The organism is Mycobacterium paragordonae, from assembly GCF_003614435.1.
GTDB lineage: Bacteria > Actinomycetota > Actinomycetes > Mycobacteriales > Mycobacteriaceae > Mycobacterium > Mycobacterium paragordonae.
Genome location: NZ_CP025546.1, coordinates 6,124,871 through 6,148,387 on the forward strand (window position 1 = coordinate 6,124,871; position 23,517 = coordinate 6,148,387).

Genomic DNA, 23,517 nt, shown 5'->3' on the forward strand with positions numbered 1-23,517 from the left:
GCCGGCGGCCAGGGCGGCGCCGGGACCACAGCCGGGGCCACCGGCCTCACCGGCACCGGCGGCACGGGCGGCACCGGCGGGGCCGGCGGCCTGGGCGGCACCGGCCTGACCGGCGCGGCGGCCACCACCTTCGGCGCCCTGGGCGGCACCGGCGGCATCGGCGCGACCGGCGGCACCGCCGGGGCCGGCGGCCAGGGCGGCGCCGGGACCACAGCCGGGGCCACCGGCCTCACCGGCACCGGCGGCACGGGCGGCACCGGCGGGGCCGGCGGCCTGGGCGGCACCGGCCTGACCGGCGCGGCGGCCACCACCTTCGGCGCCCTGGGCGGCACCGGCGGCATCGGCGCGACCGGCGGCACCGCCGGGGCCGGCGGCCAGGGCGGCGCCGGGACCACAGCCGGGGCCACCGGCCTCACCGGCACCGGCGGCACGGGCGGCACCGGCGGGGCCGGCGGCCTGGGCGGCACCGGCCTGACCGGCGCGGCGGCCACCACCTTCGGCGCCCTGGGCGGCACCGGCGGCATCGGCGCGACCGGCGGCACCGCCGGGGCCGGCGGCCAGGGCGGCGCCGGGACCACAGCCGGGGCCACCGGCCTCACCGGCACCGGCGGCACGGGCGGCACCGGCGGGGCCGGCGGCCTGGGCGGCACCGGCCTGACCGGCGCGGCGGCCACCACCTTCGGCGCCCTGGGCGGCACCGGCGGCATCGGCGCGACCGGCGGCACCGCCGGGGCCGGCGGCCAGGGCGGCGCCGGGACCACAGCCGGGGCCACCGGCCTCACCGGCACCGGCGGCACGGGCGGCACCGGCGGGCCGGCGGCCTGGGCGGCACCGGCCTGACCGGCGCGGCGGCCACCACCTTCGGCGCCCTGGGCGGCACCGGCGGCATCGGCGCGACCGGCGGCACCGCCGGGGCCGGCGGCCAGGGCGGCGCCGGGACCACAGCCGGAGCCACCGGCCTCACCGGCACCGGCGGCACGGGCGGCACCGGCGGCGCCGGCGGCCTGGGCGGCACCGGCCTGACCGGCGCGGCGGCCACCACCTTCGGCGCCCTGGGCGGCACCGGCGGCATCGGCGCGACCGGCGGCACCGCCGGGGCCGGCGGCCAGGGCGGCGCCGGGACCACAGCCGGAGCCACCGGCCTCACCGGCACCGGCGGCACGGGCGGCACCGGCGGCGCCGGCGGCCTGGGCGGCACCGGCCTGACCGGCGCGGCGGCCACCACCTTCGGCGCCCTGGGCGGCACCGGCGGCATCGGCGCCACCGGCGGCACCGCCGGGGCCGGCGGCCAGGGCGGCGCCGGGACCACAGCCGGAGCCACCGGCCTCACCGGCACCGGCGGCACGGGCGGCACCGGCGGCGCCGGCGGCCTGGGCGGCACCGGCCTGACCGGCGCGGCGGCCACCACCTTCGGCGCCCTGGGCGGCACCGGCGGCATCGGCGCCACCGGCGGCACCGCCGGGGCCGGCGGCCAGGGCGGCGCCGGGACCACAGCCGGAGCCACCGGCCTCACCGGCACCGGCGGCACGGGCGGCACCGGCGGCGCCGGCGGCCTGGGCGGCACCGGCCTGACCGGCGCGGCGGCCACCACCTTCGGCGCCCTGGGCGGCACCGGCGGCATCGGCGCCACCGGCGGCACCGCCGGGGCCGGCGGCCAGGGCGGCGCCGGGACCACAGCCGGAGCCACCGGCCTCACCGGCACCGGCGGCACGGGCGGCACCGGCGGCGCCGGCGGCCTGGGCGGCACCGGCCTGACCGGCGCGGCGGCCACCACCTTCGGCGCCCTGGGCGGCACCGGCGGCATCGGCGCCACCGGCGGCACCGCCGGGGCCGGCGGCCAGGGCGGCGCCGGGACCACAGCCGGAGCCACCGGCCTCACCGGCACCGGCGGCACGGGCGGCACCGGCGGCGCCGGCGGCCTGGGCGGCACCGGCCTGACCGGCGCGGCGGCCACCACCTTCGGCGCCCTGGGCGGCACCGGCGGCATCGGCGCCACCGGCGGCACCGCCGGGGCCGGCGGCCAGGGCGGCGCCGGGACCACAGCCGGAGCCACCGGCCTCACCGGCACCGGCGGCACGGGCGGCACCGGCGGCGCCGGCGGCCTGGGCGGCACCGGCCTGACCGGCGCGGCGGCCACCACCTTCGGCGCCCTGGGCGGCACCGGCGGCATCGGCGCCACCGGCGGCACCGCCGGGGCCGGCGGCCAGGGCGGCGCCGGGACCACAGCCGGAGCCACCGGCCTCACCGGCACCGGCGGCACGGGCGGCACCGGCGGCGCCGGCGGCCTGGGCGGCACCGGCCTGACCGGCGCGGCGGCCACCACCTTCGGCGCCCTGGGCGGCACCGGCGGCATCGGCGCGACCGGCGGCACCGCCGGGGCCGGCGGCCAGGGCGGCGCCGGGACCACAGCCGGAGCCACCGGCATCACCGGCACCGGCGGCACGGGCGGCACCGGCGGCGCCGGCGGCCTGGGCGGCACCGGCCTGACCGGCGCGGCGGCCACCACCTTCGGCGCCCTGGGCGGCACCGGCGGCATCGGCGCGACCGGCGGCACCGCCGGGGCCGGCGGCCAGGGCGGCGCCGGGACCACAGCCGGAGCCACCGGCATCACCGGCACCGGCGGCACGGGCGGCACCGGCGGCGCCGGCGGCCTGGGCGGCACCGGCCTGACCGGCGCGGCGGCCACCACCTTCGGCGCCCTGGGCGGCACCGGCGGCATCGGCGCGACCGGCGGCACCGCCGGGGCCGGCGGCCAGGGCGGCGCCGGGACCACAGCCGGAGCCACCGGCATCACCGGCACCGGCGGCACGGGCGGCACCGGCGGCGCCGGCGGCCTGGGCGGCACCGGCCTGACCGGCGCGGCGGCCACCACCTTCGGCGCCCTGGGCGGCACCGGCGGCATCGGCGCGACCGGCGGCACCGCCGGGGCCGGCGGCCAGGGCGGCGCCGGGACCACAGCCGGAGCCACCGGCATCACCGGCACCGGCGGCACGGGCGGCACCGGCGGCGCCGGCGGCCTGGGCGGCACCGGCCTGACCGGCGCGGCGGCCACCACCTTCGGCGCCCTGGGCGGCACCGGCGGCATCGGCGCGACCGGCGGCACCGCCGGGGCCGGCGGCCAGGGCGGCGCCGGGACCACAGCCGGAGCCACCGGCATCACCGGCACCGGCGGCACGGGCGGCACCGGCGGCGCCGGCGGCCTGGGCGGCACCGGCCTGACCGGCGCGGCGGCCACCACCTTCGGCGCCCTGGGCGGCACCGGCGGCATCGGCGCGACCGGCGGCACCGCCGGGGCCGGCGGCCAGGGCGGCGCCGGGACCACAGCCGGAGCCACCGGCATCACCGGCACCGGCGGCACGGGCGGCACCGGCGGCGCCGGCGGCCTGGGCGGCACCGGCCTGACCGGCGCGGCGGCCACCACCTTCGGCGCCCTGGGCGGCACCGGCGGCATCGGCGCGACCGGCGGCACCGCCGGGGCCGGCGGCCAGGGCGGCGCCGGGACCACAGCCGGAGCCACCGGCATCACCGGCACCGGCGGCACGGGCGGCACCGGCGGCGCCGGCGGCCTGGGCGGCACCGGCCTGACCGGCGCGGCGGCCACCACCTTCGGCGCCCTGGGCGGCACCGGCGGCATCGGCGCGACCGGCGGCACCGCCGGGGCCGGCGGCCAGGGCGGCGCCGGGACCACAGCCGGAGCCACCGGCATCACCGGCACCGGCGGCACGGGCGGCACCGGCGGCGCCGGCGGCCTGGGCGGCACCGGCCTGACCGGCGCGGCGGCCACCACCTTCGGCGCCCTGGGCGGCACCGGCGGCATCGGCGCGACCGGCGGCACCGCCGGGGCCGGCGGCCAGGGCGGCGCCGGGACCACAGCCGGAGCCACCGGCATCACCGGCACCGGCGGCACGGGCGGCACCGGCGGCGCCGGCGGCCTGGGCGGCACCGGCCTGACCGGCGCGGCGGCCACCACCTTCGGCGCCCTGGGCGGCACCGGCGGCATCGGCGCGACCGGCGGCACCGCCGGGGCCGGCGGCCAGGGCGGCGCCGGGACCACAGCCGGAGCCACCGGCATCACCGGCACCGGCGGCACGGGCGGCACCGGCGGCGCCGGCGGCCTGGGCGGCACCGGCCTGACCGGCGCGGCGGCCACCACCTTCGGCGCCCTGGGCGGCACCGGCGGCATCGGCGCGACCGGCGGCACCGCCGGGGCCGGCGGCCAGGGCGGCGCCGGGACCACAGCCGGGGCCACCGGCATCACCGGCACCGGCGGCACGGGCGGCACCGGCGGAGTCGGTGGTCTGGGCGGTACCGGTCTGACCGGGGCGGCGGCCACTACCTTCGGTGCGGTCGGCGCGACCGGTGGGCAGGGCGCCGCGGGTGGCACGGCCGGGGCCGGCGGCACGGGCGGTGCGGCAGCCGGCGGCACGGCCGGGGCGACCGGGGCGACCGGCACCGGCGGTAAGGGCGGCACCGGCGGAGTCGGTGGTCTGGGCGGTACCGGTCTGACCGGGGCGGCGGCCACTACCTTCGGTGCGGTCGGCGCGACCGGTGGGCAGGGCGCCGCGGGTGGCACGGCCGGGCCGGCGGCACGGGCGGTGCGGCAGCCGGCGGCACGGCCGGGGCGACCGGGGCGACCGGCACCGGCGGTAAGGGCGGCACCGGCGGGGTCGGTGGTCTGGGCGGTACCGGTCTGACCGGGGCGGCGGCCACTACCTTCGGTGCGGTCGGCGCGACCGGTGGGCAGGGCGCCGCGGGTGGCACGGCCGGGGCCGGCGGCACGGGCGGTGCGGCAGCCGGCGGCACGGCCGGGGCGACCGGGGCGACCGGCACCGGCGGTAAGGGCGGCACCGGCGGGGTCGGTGGTCTGGGCGGTACCGGTCTGACCGGGGCGGCGGCCACTACCTTCGGTGCGGTCGGCGCGACCGGTGGGCAGGGCGCCGCGGGTGGCACGGCCGGGGCCGGCGGCACGGGCGGTGCGGCAGCCGGCGGCACGGCCGGGGCGACCGGGGCGACCGGCACCGGCGGTAAGGGCGGCACCGGCGGGGTCGGTGGTCTGGGCGGTACCGGTCTGACCGGGGCGGCGGCCACTACCTTCGGTGCGGTCGGCGCGACCGGTGGGCAGGGCGCCGCGGGTGGCACGGCCGGGGCCGGCGGCACGGGCGGTGCGGCAGCCGGCGGCACGGCCGGGGCGACCGGGGCGACCGGCACCGGCGGTAAGGGCGGCACCGGCGGGGTCGGTGGTCTGGGCGGTACCGGTCTGACCGGGGCGGCGGCCACTACCTTCGGTGCGGTCGGCGCGACCGGTGGGCAGGGCGCCGCGGGTGGCACGGCCGGGGCCGGCGGCACGGGCGGTGCGGCAGCCGGCGGCACGGCCGGGGCGACCGGGGCGACCGGCACCGGCGGTAAGGGCGGCACCGGCGGGGTCGGTGGTCTGGGCGGTACCGGTCTGACCGGGGCGGCGGCCACTACCTTCGGTGCGGTCGGCGCGACCGGTGGGCAGGGCGCCGCGGGTGGCACGGCCGGGGCCGGCGGCACGGGCGGTGCGGCAGCCGGCGGCACGGCCGGGGCGACCGGGGCGACCGGCACCGGCGGTAAGGGCGGCACCGGCGGGGTCGGTGGTCTGGGCGGTACCGGTCTGACCGGGGCGGCGGCCACTACCTTCGGTGCGGTCGGCGCGACCGGTGGGCAGGGCGCCGCGGGTGGCACGGCCGGGGCCGGCGGCACGGGCGGTGCGGCAGCCGGCGGCACGGCCGGGGCGACCGGGGCGACCGGCACCGGCGGTAAGGGCGGCACCGGCGGGGTCGGTGGTCTGGGCGGTACCGGTCTGACCGGGGCGGCGGCCACTACCTTCGGTGCGGTCGGCGCGACCGGTGGGCAGGGCGCCGCGGGTGGCACGGCCGGGGCCGGCGGCACGGGCGGTGCGGCAGCCGGCGGCACGGCCGGGGCGACCGGGGCGACCGGCACCGGCGGTAAGGGCGGCACCGGCGGGGTCGGTGGTCTGGGCGGTACCGGTCTGACCGGGGCGGCGGCCACTACCTTCGGTGCGGTCGGCGCGACCGGTGGGCAGGGCGCCGCGGGTGGCACGGCCGGGGCCGGCGGCACGGGCGGTGCGGCAGCCGGCGGCACGGCCGGGGCGACCGGGGCGACCGGCACCGGCGGTAAGGGCGGCACCGGCGGGGTCGGTGGTCTGGGCGGTACCGGTCTGACCGGGGCGGCGGCCACTACCTTCGGTGCGGTCGGCGCGACCGGTGGGCAGGGCGCCGCGGGTGGCACGGCCGGGGCCGGCGGCACGGGCGGTGCGGCAGCCGGCGGCACGGCCGGGGCGACCGGGGCGACCGGCACCGGCGGTAAGGGCGGCACCGGCGGGGTCGGTGGCTGGGCGGTACCGGTCTGACCGGGGCGGCGGCCACTACCTTCGGTGCGGTCGGCGCGACCGGTGGGCAGGGCGCCGCGGGTGGCACGGCCGGGGCCGGCGGCACGGGCGGTGCGGCAGCCGGCGGCACGGCCGGGGCGACCGGGGCGACCGGCACCGGCGGTAAGGGCGGCACCGGCGGGGTCGGTGGTCTGGGCGGTACCGGTCTGACCGGGGCGGCGGCCACTACCTTCGGTGCGGTCGGCGCGACCGGTGGGCAGGGCGCCGCGGGTGGCACGGCCGGGGCCGGCGGCACGGGCGGTGCGGCAGCCGGCGGCACGGCCGGGGCGACCGGGGCGACCGGCACCGGCGGTAAGGGCGGCACCGGCGGGGTCGGTGGTCTGGGCGGTACCGGTCTGACCGGGGCGGCGGCCACTACCTTCGGTGCGGTCGGCGCGACCGGTGGGCAGGGCGCCGCGGGTGGCACGGCCGGGGCCGGCGGCACGGGCGGTGCGGCAGCCGGCGGCACGGCCGGGGCGACCGGGGCGACCGGCACCGGCGGTAAGGGCGGCACCGGCGGGGTCGGTGGCTGGGCGGTACCGGTCTGACCGGGGCGGCGGCCACTACCTTCGGTGCGGTCGGCGCGACCGGTGGGCAGGGCGCCGCGGGTGGCACGGCCGGGGCCGGCGGCACGGGCGGTGCGGCAGCCGGCGGCACGGCCGGGGCGACCGGGGCGACCGGCACCGGCGGTAAGGGCGGCACCGGCGGGGTCGGTGGTCTGGGCGGTACCGGTCTGACCGGGGCGGCGGCCACTACCTTCGGTGCGGTCGGCGCGACCGGTGGGCAGGGCGCCGCGGGTGGCACGGCCGGGGCCGGCGGCACGGGCGGTGCGGCAGCCGGCGGCACGGCCGGGGCGACCGGGGCGACCGGCACCGGCGGTAAGGGCGGCACCGGCGGGGTCGGTGGTCTGGGCGGTACCGGTCTGACCGGGGCGGCGGCCACTACCTTCGGTGCGGTCGGCGCGACCGGTGGGCAGGGCGCCGCGGGTGGCACGGCCGGGGCCGGCGGCACGGGCGGTGCGGCAGCCGGCGGCACGGCCGGGGCGACCGGGGCGACCGGCACCGGCGGTAAGGGCGGCACCGGCGGGGTCGGTGGTCTGGGCGGTACCGGTCTGACCGGGGCGGCGGCCACTACCTTCGGTGCGGTCGGCGCGACCGGTGGGCAGGGCGCCGCGGGTGGCACGGCCGGGGCCGGCGGCACGGGCGGTGCGGCAGCCGGCGGCACGGCCGGGGCGACCGGGGCGACCGGCACCGGCGGTAAGGGCGGCACCGGCGGGGTCGGTGGTCTGGGCGGTACCGGTCTGACCGGGGCGGCGGCCACTACCTTCGGGCGGTCGGCGCGACCGGTGGGCAGGGCGCCGCGGGTGGCACGGCCGGGGCCGGCGGCACGGGCGGTGCGGCAGCCGGCGGCACGGCCGGGGCGACCGGGGCGACCGGCACCGGCGGTAAGGGCGGCACCGGCGGGGTCGGTGGTCTGGGCGGTACCGGTCTGACCGGGGCGGCGGCCACTACCTTCGGTGCGGTCGGCGCGACCGGTGGGCAGGGCGCCGCGGGTGGCACGGCCGGGGCCGGCGGCACGGGCGGTGCGGCAGCCGGCGGCACGGCCGGGGCGACCGGGGCGACCGGCACCGGCGGTAAGGGCGGCACCGGCGGGGTCGGTGGTCTGGGCGGTACCGGTCTGACCGGGGCGGCGGCCACTACCTTCGGGGCGGTCGGCGCGACCGGTGGGCAGGGCGCCGCGGGTGGCACGGCCGGGGCCGGCGGCACGGGCGGTGCGGCAGCCGGCGGCACGGCCGGGGCGACCGGGGCGACCGGCACCGGCGGTAAGGGCGGCACCGGCGGGGTCGGTGGTCTGGGCGGTACCGGTCTGACCGGGGCGGCGGCCACTACCTTCGGTGCGGTCGGCGCGACCGGTGGGCAGGGCGCCGCGGGTGGCACGGCCGGGGCCGGCGGCACGGGCGGTGCGGCAGCCGGCGGCACGGCCGGGGCGACCGGGGCGACCGGCACCGGCGGTAAGGGCGGCACCGGCGGGGTCGGTGGTCTGGGCGGTACCGGTCTGACCGGGGCGGCGGCCACTACCTTCGGTGCGGTCGGCGCGACCGGTGGGCAGGGCGCCGCGGGTGGCACGGCCGGGGCCGGCGGCACGGGCGGTGCGGCAGCCGGCGGCACGGCCGGGGCGACCGGGGCGACCGGCACCGGCGGTAAGGGCGGCACCGGCGGGGTCGGTGGGCTGGGCGGTACCGGTCTGACCGGGGCGGCGGCCACTACCTTCGGTGCGGTCGGCGCGACCGGTGGGCAGGGCGCCGCGGGTGGCACGGCCGGGGCCGGCGGCACGGGCGGTGCGGCAGCCGGCGGCACGGCCGGGGCGACCGGGGCGACCGGCACCGGCGGTAAGGGCGGCACCGGCGGGGTCGGTGGGCTGGGCGGTACCGGTCTGACCGGGGCGGCGGCCACTACCTTCGGTGCGGTCGGCGCGACCGGTGGGCAGGGCGCCGCGGGTGGCACGGCCGGGGCCGGCGGCACGGGCGGTGCGGCAGCCGGCGGCACGGCCGGGGCGACCGGGGCGACCGGCACCGGCGGTAAGGGCGGCACCGGCGGGGTCGGTGGTCTGGGCGGTACCGGTCTGACCGGGGCGGCGGCCACTACCTTCGGTGCGGTCGGCGCGACCGGTGGGCAGGGCGCCGCGGGTGGCACGGCCGGGGCCGGCGGCACGGGCGGTGCGGCAGCCGGCGGCACGGCCGGGGCGACCGGGGCGACCGGCACCGGCGGTAAGGGCGGCACCGGCGGGGTCGGTGGTCTGGGCGGTACCGGTCTGACCGGGGCGGCGGCCACTACCTTCGGTGCGGTCGGCGCGACCGGTGGGCAGGGCGCCGCGGGTGGCACGGCCGGGGCCGGCGGCACGGGCGGTGCGGCAGCCGGCGGCACGGCCGGGGCGACCGGGGCGACCGGCACCGGCGGTAAGGGCGGCACCGGCGGGGTCGGTGGTCTGGGCGGTACCGGTCTGACCGGGGCGGCGGCCACTACCTTCGGTGCGGTCGGCGCGACCGGTGGGCAGGGCGCCGCGGGTGGCACGGCCGGGGCCGGCGGCACGGGCGGTGCGGCAGCCGGCGGCACGGCCGGGGCGACCGGGGCGACCGGCACCGGCGGTAAGGGCGGCACCGGCGGGGTCGGTGGTCTGGGCGGTACCGGTCTGACCGGGGCGGCGGCCACTACCTTCGGTGCGGTCGGCGCGACCGGTGGGCAGGGCGCCGCGGGTGGCACGGCCGGGGCCGGCGGCACGGGCGGTGCGGCAGCCGGCGGCACGGCCGGGGCGACCGGGGCGACCGGCACCGGCGGTAAGGGCGGCACCGGCGGGGTCGGTGGCTGGGCGGTACCGGTCTGACCGGGGCGGCGGCCACTACCTTCGGTGCGGTCGGCGCGACCGGTGGGCAGGGCGCCGCGGGTGGCACGGCCGGGGCCGGCGGCACGGGCGGTGCGGCAGCCGGCGGCACGGCCGGGGCGACCGGGGCGACCGGCACCGGCGGTAAGGGCGGCACCGGCGGGGTCGGTGGTCTGGGCGGTACCGGTCTGACCGGGGCGGCGGCCACTACCTTCGGTGCGGTCGGCGCGACCGGTGGGCAGGGCGCCGCGGGTGGCACGGCCGGGGCCGGCGGCACGGGCGGTGCGGCAGCCGGCGGCACGGCCGGGGCGACCGGGGCGACCGGCACCGGCGGTAAGGGCGGCACGGGCGGGGTCGGTGGGCTGGGCGGTACCGGTCTGACCGGGGCGGCGGCCACTACCTTCGGTGCGGTCGGCGCGACCGGTGGGCAGGGCGCCGCGGGTGGCACGGCCGGGGCCGGCGGCACGGGCGGTGCGGCAGCCGGCGGCACGGCCGGGGCGACCGGGGCGACCGGCACCGGCGGTAAGGGCGGCACGGGCGGGGTCGGTGGTCTGGGCGGTACCGGTCTGACCGGGGCGGCGGCCACTACCTTCGGTGCGGTCGGCGCGACCGGTGGGCAGGGCGCCGCGGGTGGCACGGCCGGGGCCGGCGGCACGGGCGGTGCGGCAGCCGGCGGCACGGCCGGGGCGACCGGGGCGACCGGCACCGGCGGTAAGGGCGGCACGGGCGGGGTCGGTGGTCTGGGCGGTACCGGTCTGACCGGGGCGGCGGCCACCACCTTCGGGGCGGTCGGCGCGACCGGTGGGCAGGGCGCCGCGGGTGGCACGGCCGGGGCCGGCGGCACGGGCGGTGCGGCAGCCGGCGGCACGGCCGGGGCGACCGGGGCGACCGGCACCGGCGGTAAGGGCGGCACGGGCGGGGTCGGTGGGCTGGGCGGTACCGGTCTGACCGGGGCGGCGGCCACTACCTTCGGGGCGGTCGGCGCGACCGGTGGGCAGGGCGCCGCGGGTGGCACGGCCGGGGCCGGCGGCACGGGCGGTGCGGCAGCCGGCGGCACGGCCGGGGCGACCGGGGCGACCGGCACCGGCGGTAAGGGCGGCACCGGCGGGGTCGGTGGTCTGGGCGGCACCGGTCTGACCGGGGCGGCGGCCACCACCTTCGGGGCGGTCGGCGCGACCGGTGGGCAGGGCGCCGCGGGCGGTACGGCCGGGGCCGGCGGCACGGGCGGCGCGGCAGCCGGCGGCACGGCCGGGGCGACCGGGGCGACCGGCACCGGCGGTAAGGGCGGCACCGGCGGGGTCGGTGGGCTGGGCGGTACCGGTCTGACCGGGGCGGCGGCCACTACCTTCGGTGCGGTCGGCGCGACCGGTGGCCAGGGCGCGGCGGGCGGTACGGCCGGGGCCGGCGGCACGGGCGGCGCGGCAGCCGGCGGCACGGCCGGGGCGACCGGGGCGACCGGCACCGGCGGTAAGGGCGGCACCGGCGGGGTCGGTGGGCTGGGCGGTACCGGTCTGACCGGGGCGGCGGCCACTACCTTCGGGGCGGTCGGCGCGACCGGTGGGCAGGGCGCCGCGGGTGGCACGGCCGGGGCCGGCGGCACGGGCGGCGCGGCAGCCGGCGGCACGGCCGGGGCGACCGGGGCGACCGGCACCGGCGGTAAGGGCGGCACCGGCGGGGTCGGTGGTCTGGGCGGTACCGGTCTGACCGGGGCGGCGGCCACTACCTTCGGTGCGGTCGGCGCGACCGGTGGGCAGGGCGCCGCGGGTGGCACGGCCGGGGCCGGCGGCACGGGCGGTGCGGCAGCCGGCGGCACGGCCGGGGCGACCGGGGCGACCGGCACCGGCGGTAAGGGCGGCACCGGCGGGGTCGGTGGTCTGGGCGGTACCGGTCTGACCGGGGCGGCGGCCACTACCTTCGGTGCGGTCGGCGCGACCGGTGGCCAGGGCGCGGCGGGTGGCACGGCCGGGGCCGGCGGCACGGGCGGTGCGGCAGCCGGCGGCACGGCCGGGGCGACCGGGGCGACCGGCACCGGCGGTAAGGGCGGCACCGGCGGGGTCGGTGGTCTGGGCGGTACCGGTCTGACCGGGGCGGCGGCCACTACCTTCGGTGCGGTCGGCGCGACCGGTGGGCAGGGCGCCGCGGGTGGCACGGCCGGGGCCGGCGGCACGGGCGGTGCGGCAGCCGGCGGCACGGCCGGGGCGACCGGGGCGACCGGCACCGGCGGTAAGGGCGGCACCGGCGGGGTCGGTGGTCTGGGCGGTACCGGTCTGACCGGGGCGGCGGCCACTACCTTCGGGGCGGTCGGCGCGACCGGTGGGCAGGGCGCCGCGGGTGGCACGGCCGGGGCCGGCGGCACGGGCGGTGCGGCAGCCGGCGGCACGGCCGGGGCGACCGGGGCGACCGGCACCGGCGGTAAGGGCGGCACCGGCGGGGTCGGTGGTCTGGGCGGTACCGGTCTGACCGGGGCGGCGGCCACTACCTTCGGGGCGGTCGGCGCGACCGGTGGGCAGGGCGCCGCGGGTGGCACGGCCGGGGCCGGCGGCACGGGCGGTGCGGCAGCCGGCGGCACGGCCGGGGCGACCGGGGCGACCGGCACCGGCGGTAAGGGCGGCACCGGCGGGGTCGGTGGGCTGGGCGGCACCGGTCTGACCGGGGCGGCGGCCACCACCTTCGGGGCGGTCGGCGCGACCGGTGGGCAGGGCGCGGCGGGCGGCACGGCCGGGGCCGGCGGCACGGGCGGCGCGGCAGCCGGCGGCACGGCCGGGGCGACCGGGGCGACCGGCACCGGCGGTAAGGGCGGCACCGGCGGGGTCGGTGGGCTGGGCGGCACCGGTCTGACCGGGGCGGCGGCCACCACCTTCGGGGCGGTCGGCGCGACCGGTGGGCAGGGCGCGGCGGGCGGTACGGCCGGGGCCGGCGGCACGGGCGGCGCGGCCGCGGGCGGCACGGCCGGGGCGACCGGGGCGACCGGCACCGGCGGTAAGGGCGGCACCGGCGGGGTCGGTGGGCTGGGCGGCACCGGTCTGACCGGGGCGGCGGCCACCACCTTCGGGGCGGTCGGCGCGACCGGTGGGCAGGGCGCGGCGGGCGGCACGGCCGGGGCCGGCGGCACGGGCGGCGCGGCAGCCGGCGGCACGGCCGGGGCGACCGGGGCGACCGGCACCGGCGGTAAGGGCGGCACGGGCGGGGTCGGTGGGCTGGGCGGCACCGGTCTGACCGGGGCGGCGGCCACCACCTTCGGGGCGGTCGGCGCGACTGGTGGCCAGGGCGCGGCGGGCGGTACGGCCGGGGCCGGCGGCACGGGCGGCGCGGCCGCGGGCGGCACGGCCGGGGCGACCGGGGCGACCGGCACCGGCGGTAAGGGCGGCACGGGCGGGGTCGGTGGGCTGGGCGGTACCGGTCTGACCGGGGCGGCGGCCACCACCTTCGGGGCGGTCGGCGCGACTGGTGGCCAGGGCGCGGCGGGCGGTACGGCCGGGGCCGGCGGCACGGGCGGCGCGGCAGCCGGCGGCACGGCCGGGGCGACCGGGGCGACCGGCACCGGCGGTAAGGGCGGCACGGGCGGGGTCGGTGGGCTGGGCGGTACCGGTCTGACCGGGGCGGCGGCCACCACCTTCGGGGCGGTCGGCGCGACTGGTGGCCAGGGCGCGGCGGGCGGTACGGCCGGGGCCGGCGGCACGGGCGGCGCGGCAGCCGGCGGCACGGCCGGGGCGACCGGGGCGACCGGCACCGGCGGTAAGGGCGGCACGGGCGGGGTCGGTGGGCTGGGCGGTACCGGTCTGACCGGGGCGGCGGCCACCACCTTCGGGGCGGTCGGCGCGACCGGTGGCCAGGGCGCGGCGGGCGGTACGGCCGGGGCCGGCGGCACGGGCGGCGCGGCCGCGGGCGGCACGGCCGGGGCGACCGGGGCGACCGGCACCGGCGGTAAGGGCGGCACCGGCGGGGTCGGTGGTCTGGGCGGTACCGGTCTGACCGGGGCGGCGGCCACCACCTTCGGGGCGGTCGGCGCGACCGGTGGCCAGGGCGCGGCGGGCGGTACGGCCGGGGCCGGCGGCACGGGCGGCGCGGCCGCGGGCGGCACGGCCGGGGCGACCGGGGCGACCGGCACCGGCGGTAAGGGCGGCACGGGCGGGGTCGGTGGGCTGGGCGGTACCGGTCTGACCGGGGCGGCGGCCACCACCTTCGGGGCGGTCGGCGCGACCGGTGGCCAGGGCGCGGCGGGCGGTACGGCCGGGGCCGGCGGCACGGGCGGCGCGGCCGCGGGCGGCACGGCCGGGGCGACCGGGGCGACCGGCACCGGCGGTAAGGGCGGCACGGGCGGGGTCGGTGGGCTGGGCGGTACCGGTCTGACCGGGGCGGCGGCCACCACCTTCGGGGCGGTCGGCGCGACCGGTGGCCAGGGCGCGGCGGGCGGTACGGCCGGGGCCGGCGGCACGGGCGGCGCGGCCGCGGGCGGCACGGCCGGGGCGACCGGGGCGACCGGCACCGGCGGTAAGGGCGGCACGGGCGGGGTCGGTGGTCTGGGCGGTACCGGTCTGACCGGGGCGGCGGCCACCACCTTCGGGGCGGTCGGCGCGACCGGTGGGCAGGGCGCCGCGGGTGGCACGGCCGGGGCCGGCGGCACGGGCGGTGCGGCAGCCGGCGGCACCGCCGGGGCCAGTGGGGCCGGCGGTAAGGGCGGCACCGGCGGGACCGGCGGCGTCGGAGGACTTGGCGGCACCGGTACCACCGGCACGGGCAGCGGCGGCGCAGGCGGCGCCGCCGGCGCAGGCGGCACCGGCGGCGCAGGCGGCACCGGTGGCGCAGGCCTCACTGGCGGCACCGCTGGCACCGGGGGCGCCGGAGGCGCAGGCGGCACCGGTGGCACCGGTGGCACCGGTAGCGCTCTGGGTACCACCGGCGGCACTGGCGGCACCGCCGGGGCCGGAGGCGCGGGCGGAACAGCGGGTGCGGCCGGCGCCACCGGTGGCGGTGCAACTGGAACTGCGGGCACCGGCGGCACCGGCGGCACCGGCGGCCAGGGCGGAGCCGGCGGCGGCGGTGCCACCGGCGGCAACAACACCGCGGGCGCTACCGGCGGCGCAGGCGGCGCAGCCGGACAAGGCGGCACCGGCGGCACCGGCGGCACCGGCGGCACCGCCGGCGTCGGCGGGGTCGGCGGCACCGGCGGCCAGGGCGGCGCCGGCGGCGGCGGCGGCCCCGCCACCGTAGGCGCCGGCGCCACGGGTGGAGCCGGAGGCGCCGGCGGTGCGGGCGGCAAGGCGGGTACCGCCGGCGCCACCGGCGGCGGCGCCACCGCAGCTGCGGGCACCGGCGGCACCGGCGGAACCGGCGGCCAGGGCGGCACCGGCGGCACCGGCCTCGCCGGCGGCAACGACACCGCGGGTACCGCCGGCGGCACAGGCGGCGCCGCTGGCCAAGGCGGCACCGGAGGCGCCGGCGTCACCGGAGGCACCGCCGGCCGCGGCGGGGTCGGCGGCACAGGCGGCCAGGGCGGCATCGGCGGAACCGGCGGCCCCGACACCGGCGGCGGCACTCCCGGCGCCACTGGCGGTGCCGGAGGCGCCGGCGGCGCGGGCGGCACGGCGGGCACCGCCGGCGCCACCGGCGGCGGCACCACCGCAGCTGCGGGCACCGGCGGCACCGGCGGAACCGGCGGCCAAGGGGGAACCGGGGGCACCGGCCTCGCCGGCGGCAGCAACGTCGCGGGCACCGCCGGCGGCACAGGCGGCGCCGCCGGCCAAGGCGGCACCGGAGGCGCCGGCGTCACCGGAGGCACCGCCGGCCGCGGCGGCGTCGGCGGCACAGGCGGCCAGGGCGGCACCGGAGGCACCGGCGGCCCCGACACCGGCGGCGCCATTCCCGGCGCCACTGGTGGCACCGGAGGCGCCGGCGGCGCGGGCGGCACGGCAGGTACAGCCGGCGCCACCGGCGGCGGCACCACCGCAGCTGCGGGCACCGGCGGCACCGGAGGCACCGGCGGCCAGGGCGGAGCCGGCGGCTCCGGCCTCGCCGGGGGCAACGACACTGCGGGCACCGCCGGCGGCACAGGCGGCGCCGCCGGCCAAGGCGGCACCGGCGGCGCCGGCGTCACCGGAGGCACCGCTGGCCGCGGCGGCGTCGGCGGCACCGGAGGCCAGGGCGGCACTGGCGGCGCCGGCGGCCCCGACACCGGCGGCGCCGTCAACGGCGCCACTGGTGGCACCGGCGGCGCCGGCGGCGCGGGCGGCACGGCAGGTACAGCCGGCGCCACCGGCGGCGGCGCCACCGCAGCTGCGGGCACCGGAGGCACCGGAGGCACCGGAGGCCAGGGCGGCACCGGCGGCGCCGGTCGGCAACGCGGCACCGATGTCACGGGCACCGCCGGCGGCACCGGCGGCGCCGCAGGCCAAGGCGGCACCGGCGGCGCCGGCGTCACCGGCGGCACGGCTGGCCAGGGCGGCGTCGGCGGCATCGGCGGCACCGGCGGCACCGGAGGCACCGGAGGCAACACCGTGGTTACTGGCGCAACTGGTGGCACCGGCGGGGCAGGCGGGGCCGGTGGCACTGGCGGGCAGGGCGGTGCCACCGGAGGCGGTGCCGGCGGCACCGGCGGCGCGGGCGGCACCGCCGGCACCGGCGGTCTCGGCGGCACCGGCGGCGCGGGTACAACGACCCTCAAGGGAGGCACCGGTGGGGCCGGCGGCGCAGGCGGCACCGGCGGCAGAGGCGGCACCGGCACAGGCACCGCGAGTGGCGGCTACGGCGGCCTCGGCGGCACCGGCGGCAAGGGAGGCGCCGGCGGCACCGGACTCCTGGCTGCCGGCAGCTCCGGCGTGAACGGCACATCTGGCGGCGTCGGCCTTACCCCCAGTGGCACCAGCGGCGGTACCGGCGGCACCGGCGGCACCGGCGGCACCGGCGGCAAAGGCGGGGGGGTGCCTTAGCTTTAGCTCCCGCTGGGGATCGCTCGACGACCGAATCGGATCGCTCACGTCGATCGATGTGAAGGCGTCTATTTGATGCGTCGGGTTTCGGTGATCGAAGCGCGTGACGGGTAACGGACGTGGCTGGCCGGCAAGCTGCCGCGACGACCTTAGCTGGCGGATACCATCGTCGAGAAGCGGAGCCATGCCTGCGGGTACGCGTTGACGGAGCACCCTCTTTCGGTACCTTGCAACCGTGAGGTTCGCCGTCGCGGTTCTGACACGCCCCGGCTATGAGCACAGCGAGATATTTCGGGAGGTCGCAGAGGGCCTGCACCACGCCCTGCTGGCCCTCGGCCACGACTCGATGCTGAGCGATCGGTTCGATCTCGAGGATCGCCGCACTATCGTGCTCCAGCCGCAATTCCTCGCCCACTACGGCTTGCTGCCGCCAGAAAACACCATCCTGTACAACCTTGAGCAAGTCGGTGACGACTCAACATGGATGAAACCGTTGATACCCGAGCTTTTCCGCCGCTTCCCGGTGTGGGACTACAGCAGGTCCAACATCGAGCGGCTCGCTGCCCGGCAAGTTTGTCGACCAACGCATGTTCAGATCGGATATGTCCCCGAGCTGACCCGGATCGCCTCGGCTCACGAGGACATCGACGTGCTGTTCTACGGCTCGCCGAACGATCGCAGACGTGCCGTTCTGGACGACCTTCGCGCTCGAGGTCTTCGCGTTGAATCGTTGTTCGGGGTTTACGGCGCGAGCCGCGATGCATGGATCGCGCGTTCGAAGATCGTCCTCAACATCCACCAATGGACAGCGAAAGTCTTCGAAATCGTCCGTGTGTCATACCTACTCGCCAATAGGCGCGCCGTGGTCTCCGAGCGCGGTGCCGATCCCACTGAGGAGCGCGACTTAGAGCCGGGCATCGCGTTCGCGGATTACGACCAACTGGTCGATCGGTGTGTGGAGCTAGTCGCCGACGAGGACGCCCGCCGTGAACTCGCCGAACGCGGCTACCAGACTTTCTCCGCACGCAGCCAGGCCGACATCCTGCGCCGCGTGCTGCCCACCAGCATCGATTGAGCTGCGATACGTTTCACGCGTGCGGTTCGCGGTCGCAGTTGTGTCACCCCCCGACTACCAGCACGGCGAAGCAGTACGGGAGGTCGCCGAGGGTGTGCATTACGCTCTCGTTGCCCTCGGCTACGACTCGGTGCTGACTGATCGCCTCGATCTAGACGAGCGCTTTACCATTCTGCTCAACCCGAGTGTCGCCATCCACTACGGCTTGCGGCTGCCAAAAAAGCCGATCTTCTACAACCTCGAACAGGTTGGAAGCAATTGGCCGCAGATGGCGCCTGAGCTGCTCACTCTTTTCCGGCACTATCCGGTCTGGGACTACAGCAGGGCAAACATCGAGCAGCTCGCCGCCATGGATGTCCCTCGGCCCGTATACGTTCAGATCGGATATGTCCCCGAACTGACGCGGATCGCACCCATCGCGGAGGACATCGACGTGCTTTTTTATGGCGTGATCAACGACCGGCGGCGTGCTGTCCTAGAAGATTTACAGGCCCGGAATATTCGTGTCGTTGGATTTTGCGGCGTCTACGGCGCCAGCCGCGATGCCTGGATCGCTCGCTCGAAGATCGTCCTAAACATCCATCACTGGGAAACGAAAGTTTTTGAAATCGCGCGTGTGTCATATCTGCTCGCCAACAAACGCGCGGTGGTTTCCGAGCGCGGTGTCAGTTCAATTGAAGAGCGTGAGCTGGAGTCGGCCGTCATGTTCGCAGAATATAGCGAACTGGCAGATACGTGTGTACAACTCCTCGCCGACGAACAAGCCCGGCGTGAACTCGCCGAGCGCGGCTACCGGACTTTCTCTTCTCGCAGTCAGACCGCAATCCTGCAGGCTGCGCTATCGGCAAGCCTCGACTCGTGATCGACGCGTCCTGGGGCATATCCAACCTGCGATTTATCGTATCGGCTTGTGGTCGACTCGCCAGTAGGTACCCATACCGTCAATAGGGAGTATGGGCGAAGTGATCCCGTGGCGGTCACGGAATTCATGGACCGCCTGCGCGCACGCCGGCAGAAAGTAGTCGTCGACTATCACGAAGCCGCCGTAGGACACCTTGTGGTAGAGGGCTTCCATAGCCTCCATCGTCGATTCATACATATCGCCGTCAAGCCGCAACACAGCTAATCGATCGATGGGTGCATACGGCAATGTATCTTTGAACCAACCCTCCATGAAAATCACCCGTTCATCGAGCAAATCGAAACGGCGGAAATTATCTTCAACATCGGCACGCGGAACCTGAAGCTGGGTATAAGTGTGATGGTCAGAATTTTCATCGGCAGGAAAATTGTCTGAGTCCGGCGGCGGAAGCCCGGCGAAACTATCAGCAACAAAGACACGTCGCTCGTCATCGCCGTACGCTTCGAGAATGCCCTTCATCATGATGCAGGCGCCGCCTCGCCAAACACCTGTCTCTATGAAGTCACCCGCGATGCCATCGAGCAGCACCGTCTCACATACATAGCGGAGGTTGCGCATACGCACGCTGCCAATCATGGAGAAGGCCAACGACGGCCAATCTCTTCCCAGGAAACGTGTGTTCGATTCGAACGTGCCTCCCGACCAAGGGTCGACTGGCGCATCTCGGACAAGCATCCCATTCAGCGACGCCTCAAGAAGATTCAGGTACCGCTGCACAACTCTGGCGCGGCCGCCCTCCTGGTATCCATTCATCGCTCAGCCTCCACACCCGTCGTCGGCTGCCGGTCCACGCCATCCAGTTGGGGCGCCCTGTTCAGTGTTGCGTCCCTTTTCGATCAGGGCGAGGTTGTGGTGTACGTGAACGCCCGTGACCGTTAGTTCTGCCGACGAGGGTTGATGTCCGCCTTCGCGTATCTGCTCTTGATGATTCAGACCATCCAGCAAAGTCTTGATCAGGCCCATTGAGGTGCCTTGCGCCTGCAGGTCGGTATCGCCGCCCCAGGCGGGCCAGTAGGAAGTCTGCAGGTCTTCGATTACGTAGAGGCCACCGTCTCGCACGTGTGGGAATAGTGCGTTGAAGGAGGCGATGACGTGCCAGTTTAGGTGGCTACCGTCATCAATGACGATATCGAAGGGTCCGAATTCGCGGGCCATCGCATCAAGGTATCGCCCATCGCCTTGGTCACCCTGTATGAGTTCCAGCCGGCTCTCTGCGATGCCTGTCTTGGCAAAAACGTCCAGCCCGTAGATGAGTCCACGACGAAAATAATGCTTCCAGACGCGCAGGGATTCGCCGCCTACGTCCGGGGCGTCGTAACCGCCTACTCCGATCTCCAGCACCTTCACCGCCAACTCCCGGTATGGTTCCAGGTACTTCTCGTAATGCGTTGTGTACCAGTGAAATCCCCACTTGTCTGAGCCAAAACGGACGGCAAGGTCGGACAAACTCTTCGGACGCTGCGACAATGCACCGATCAATTGCCGCAACCCCACTACCACCGCGCCCATACCCCACCTATTCACAAGCTCCCGGGTTGCACCGTACGGCCCCGGCGGCCCGAAGACCTCGCGCAGCATGTCCACCAGGTCCTGCCGGAGGATCGCGGAAGCTTGCTCGTACCAGCCCTTCTCGACATGGGCACCATCACCGTCGAGCACGAAGTGATAGGCCAGCCGTGAGTCGCCGAAACCGAGGTCGCACTGAATCACCACACCGTCCGTAGGGCCGTTTATCAGGCCGGCCCGACAGGCCACTTCTGCTAGCAGCGCCTCGGCAACGACGTCAGGACCGAGGTCGGCCACCCGAGCGGAAATTTCCGGTTCGGGCAAAGTTGCGGCCAGCAGGAGTCTTTCGATCGGCGAGGTGTCGTTCGACAGTGCTATGACCTCCGCGAGACGCTGCATTCCAAGCTCTCGAACCGTAGCACCCATCCCGACTATTCGACGGGAGCCGTGACGTTTCAGCGACTGGTTAAGGAAGCCGCGTGCCTGCCGTCAATATGTCGCAGTAACTATATTCTGAGTGGCTTCAGCGAAGAGGGATAGGATCCACACATGGTCTACCATGGAGATGGCTTGAGTACTGTTCATAATCACTCTTTTATGGACGATTCCAAGTTCAAGGATGCTTACAACTATGTCAGCGATCTTCTAGGTAAAGACTACGGATGGATGTGGCGCAACTACATCGGAATCAAACTCGCATCCGCAGCAAGACGCAAGTCGCTCAATTTTGTTGAATGCGGCGTTGGCGAAGGGTGGTTGAGTCTTTCCATCATCAGGTACTTCAGACAAAATTATGCGGTCATACCCTTCATGACCCTATTCGATACCTTCACTGGAATCGATCCAGACATAGTGGATCCGGAGGAACTGGCCCATTGGGGGTGCTCGGTCGAAGAAAGAACACGAGTACATAGCTACGGAGACACAACATTTCAGAGAATAAAAGCCTACTTCGACGCTACCTCTGGTGCGTCTGACAGGATAAGATTTGTCCAGGGCGCGATTCCACCATCAATGACGGATGACGTTGTTGCCGGCATAGCTTCACGTGGCGAGATAAGTTTCTTACACATAGATATGAACAATTCGGTTCCGGAAGTTTATGCGCTGGAAAGACTGTATCCCCTGCTATCCGTTGGTGGCGTAGTCCTGCTTGATGACTATGCGTACATGGGTTACGAATATCAATACCATCAAATAAACAAGGTGTGCGATTCTCTGGGCATCGAATCGCCCATCTCCCTCCCAACTGGGCAAGGCCTGTTAATACGCACGACGTAGTATGGCTCTGCTTATCCGTAAGCTCAGACGCCGACAATGAAGCCCGATCAGCACGATTCGCCAGCTCCCCGACGCGCCACGGTTGCTCGGTACCGGCATGCGCCACGATCCTAAGCCACCCCATGCCAGACCAACTTGATGCCGAACGCAATCCGGTGCCTCGATCCGCAATTCCCGGATACCATTTCCCCGTGCCTGGACCGATAACCGCGCGTCCCGCGCTGTGCCTCAACATGATCGTGCGGAACGAGGCACATGTGATCCAGGAATTGCTCGACTCCGTTGCGACGCACATCAGCTCGTGGGTGATCGTCGACACCGGCTCCGATGACGGGACCCAGGACCTGATCCGCAGACACATGGCCCGCCTGGGCATCCCCGGTGAACTCCATGAACGCGCATGGCGCAATTTCGCCGATAACAGGAACGAGGCGCTCGAGCTTGCCCAGGGCCACGGCGACTACATCTGGGTCATGGACGCCGACGACCCGCTCGTCGGCGAGCCCGACCTCACCCGGTTGGACGCAGACATTTACTACATGCGATACGTGGACCGCGTCGCTTACAGATTCTGGCGCCCGCTGTTGTTCCGCGACGGATTGCGCGTGCGCTACGAGGGCGTCATCCACGAGTACCCCGCATGGGATGACCCCTACGTCGCGGTGCGCCTCGAAGGCAAGTACCACATCGAATATCGTCAACTCGGTGCCCGCAGCGCATCTGGGCAGAAATATGCGCAAGATCGCGACCTGTTACTGGCCGAGGTCAAACGCAACCCGCAGGATGAGCGGTCGGTTTTCCTGCTTGCCCAGACCTACTTCTCGCTGGACGATTTCGCCAACGCGCGCAAGTGGTATGAGCGGCGCGCCGAGATGGGCGGCTCAGCAGAACAGGTGTACCTCGCGACGTTCCAAATCGCCCAATCAATGGATCGACTGGGCGCGCCGTTTGCGGAAGTTCAGAATGCCTACCTGAAGGCCTGGGAGCTCCGACCGACCCGCGCCGAGGCGCTGTGGTCCATCGCTTGTCTGAATCGCGTCAATCAGCGGTATCACCTCGGCTACCTGTTCGCCAAGCGTGCCTCTGAACTCCCGTTTCCGGAGGAAGACAGCGAAATGCTGTATACCCGTGCGGATATCTACTCGTGGCGTGCGATGGATGAGCAGGCGGTGTGCGCCTCCTATATCGGCAGGGTAGATGAAGCGTTCATGCTGTGCCGGCGAATGCTGGCCGTACCCGACCTGCCCGACGAGGAACGGGTGCGGATCGCAAGAAATCGCGACGCTTTGGTGCAGACGATGCTCGATGCGGCTTGCCAATACCCCGAGGCCGCGGTGCAGTCTGTGTTGGCAAGCCGAGGCGAGGGCGAGTTGGTCGTCAGCCTGGTTGCCGGTCCGGACCGGGATACCACCGAACGCGCTTTGAACTCGTTCCTGCAATGCTGCACGGACGTATCGCAGGTCGGGCATTTCCTGGCCGTTGACACCGGGCTGTCAGCCCACGACCGTGGGATACTCCTTGACCACTACGAGTTCCTTAACTTTGTTCCACTTAATCCCCGCGACACGCCAGGTGCCCACTTCGCCCACCTCCGCCAGTACATAAAAGCGCGGTATTGGCTGCATCTGGACAAAGGTTGGCGATTCTTCGCGCCCGAAAATTTGATCACCCGCCTGACGGCCGTGCTGCAGGCCGAACCGCTCGTGGTCCAGGTGGGCATCAACGTCGCCGACGCAGCCAGCCTGACCGGCACTAGCGCGCGCGAAACCGCGGTAAGCCGCGCACCCGAAGCCGGCCGCTACCTGCTCACCGACACGATGGCCAACGGCCCAGCGATGTACGACACCACACGCCTGAATCGCGCCGGTGCCACCCGGGCCACCGACCCTGACCCGATCAAGAAACTCGGTCGACAAGCGGCCGCCGCCGGGCTGCGCTTCGCCAGCCTCGACGAAGTACTCTGCATCACCGCACTCTGACCGCCTGCGGTCGCGACGTGCTAGTCCGATCAGACGCC

General features: G+C 77.0%; 11 protein-coding genes. 5 read left to right on the top strand and 6 right to left on the bottom strand.

Annotation, left to right across the window (positions count from 1 at the left end; translation table 11 throughout):
• Positions 1-778 precede the first annotated feature (778 nt).
• From C0J29_RS33420 to C0J29_RS27375, 4 genes are all read right to left on the bottom strand, one after another.
• Positions 779-4,522: a hypothetical protein gene (locus C0J29_RS33420; protein ID WP_208659334.1), complete on the bottom strand. Its 3,744-nt coding sequence runs from the start codon at positions 4,520-4,522 to the stop codon at positions 779-781.
• Entirely contained in the window at positions 4,522-6,342 is a 1,821-nt protein-coding gene (locus C0J29_RS33010; RefSeq protein WP_162951567.1) for a mucin 17-like protein, read from the bottom strand. Before C0J29_RS33010 ends, C0J29_RS33420 begins: the two co-directional genes overlap by 1 nt.
• A gap of 445 nt (positions 6,343-6,787) precedes the next feature.
• Positions 6,788-7,732, bottom strand: coding sequence for a hypothetical protein (locus tag C0J29_RS33015; protein WP_162951568.1), 945 nt, complete (start codon positions 7,730-7,732; stop codon positions 6,788-6,790).
• Complete coding sequence (locus C0J29_RS27375; RefSeq protein ID WP_162951569.1) at positions 7,732-16,182, bottom strand: hypothetical protein; 8,451 nt, start codon at positions 16,180-16,182, stop codon at positions 7,732-7,734. Before C0J29_RS27375 ends, C0J29_RS33015 begins: the two co-directional genes overlap by 1 nt.
• A 102-nt stretch (positions 16,183-16,284) precedes the next feature.
• On the opposite strand from C0J29_RS27375, the gene C0J29_RS27380 reads away from it, so the two are divergent.
• The 3 genes from C0J29_RS27380 to C0J29_RS27390 all read left to right on the top strand — a co-directional run bounded on the left by C0J29_RS27380 (position 16,285) and on the right by C0J29_RS27390 (position 18,653).
• Complete coding sequence (locus C0J29_RS27380) at positions 16,285-16,716, top strand: hypothetical protein (RefSeq protein WP_162951570.1); 432 nt, start codon at positions 16,285-16,287, stop codon at positions 16,714-16,716.
• Between the two features lie 235 nt (positions 16,717-16,951).
• Complete coding sequence (locus C0J29_RS27385; protein WP_120794150.1) at positions 16,952-17,791, top strand: glycosyltransferase family protein; 840 nt, start codon at positions 16,952-16,954, stop codon at positions 17,789-17,791.
• A gap of 19 nt (positions 17,792-17,810) precedes the next feature.
• Complete coding sequence (locus tag C0J29_RS27390; RefSeq protein ID WP_120794151.1) at positions 17,811-18,653, top strand: glycosyltransferase family protein; 843 nt, start codon at positions 17,811-17,813, stop codon at positions 18,651-18,653.
• 33 nt (positions 18,654-18,686) lie between these two features.
• On the opposite strand, the gene C0J29_RS27395 is transcribed toward C0J29_RS27390, so the two are convergent.
• Positions 18,687-19,466, bottom strand: a complete 780-nt coding sequence (locus C0J29_RS27395) for a TylF/MycF/NovP-related O-methyltransferase (protein WP_120794152.1) — start codon at positions 19,464-19,466, stop codon at positions 18,687-18,689.
• A 3-nt stretch (positions 19,467-19,469) separates the two neighbouring features.
• Positions 19,470-20,645 carry a class I SAM-dependent methyltransferase gene (locus tag C0J29_RS27400; RefSeq protein ID WP_244218046.1) on the bottom strand — a complete coding sequence of 392 codons (1,176 nt, stop codon included), beginning with the start codon at positions 20,643-20,645 and terminating at the stop codon, positions 19,470-19,472.
• A 171-nt stretch (positions 20,646-20,816) separates the two neighbouring features.
• Between C0J29_RS27400 and C0J29_RS27405 the strand changes: the two genes are divergently transcribed.
• Positions 20,817-21,500, top strand: coding sequence for a class I SAM-dependent methyltransferase (locus tag C0J29_RS27405; RefSeq protein ID WP_162951571.1), 684 nt, complete (start codon positions 20,817-20,819; stop codon positions 21,498-21,500).
• A 191-nt stretch (positions 21,501-21,691) separates the two neighbouring features.
• Entirely contained in the window at positions 21,692-23,479 is a 1,788-nt protein-coding gene (locus C0J29_RS27410; protein WP_242460559.1) for a glycosyltransferase, read from the top strand.
• The last annotated feature ends 38 nt before the right edge of the window (positions 23,480-23,517 follow it).

Coding starts and splice junctions, on each gene's coding strand:
- C0J29_RS27395 (WP_120794152.1), bottom strand. CDS start 19,466: ATGAATGGATACCAGGAGGGCGGCCGCGCCAGAGTTGTGCAGCGGTAC.
- C0J29_RS27400 (WP_244218046.1), bottom strand. CDS start 20,645: ATGGGTGCTACGGTTCGAGAGCTTGGAATGCAGCGTCTCGCGGAGGTC.
- C0J29_RS27405 (WP_162951571.1), top strand. CDS start 20,817: ATGGACGATTCCAAGTTCAAGGATGCTTACAACTATGTCAGCGATCTT.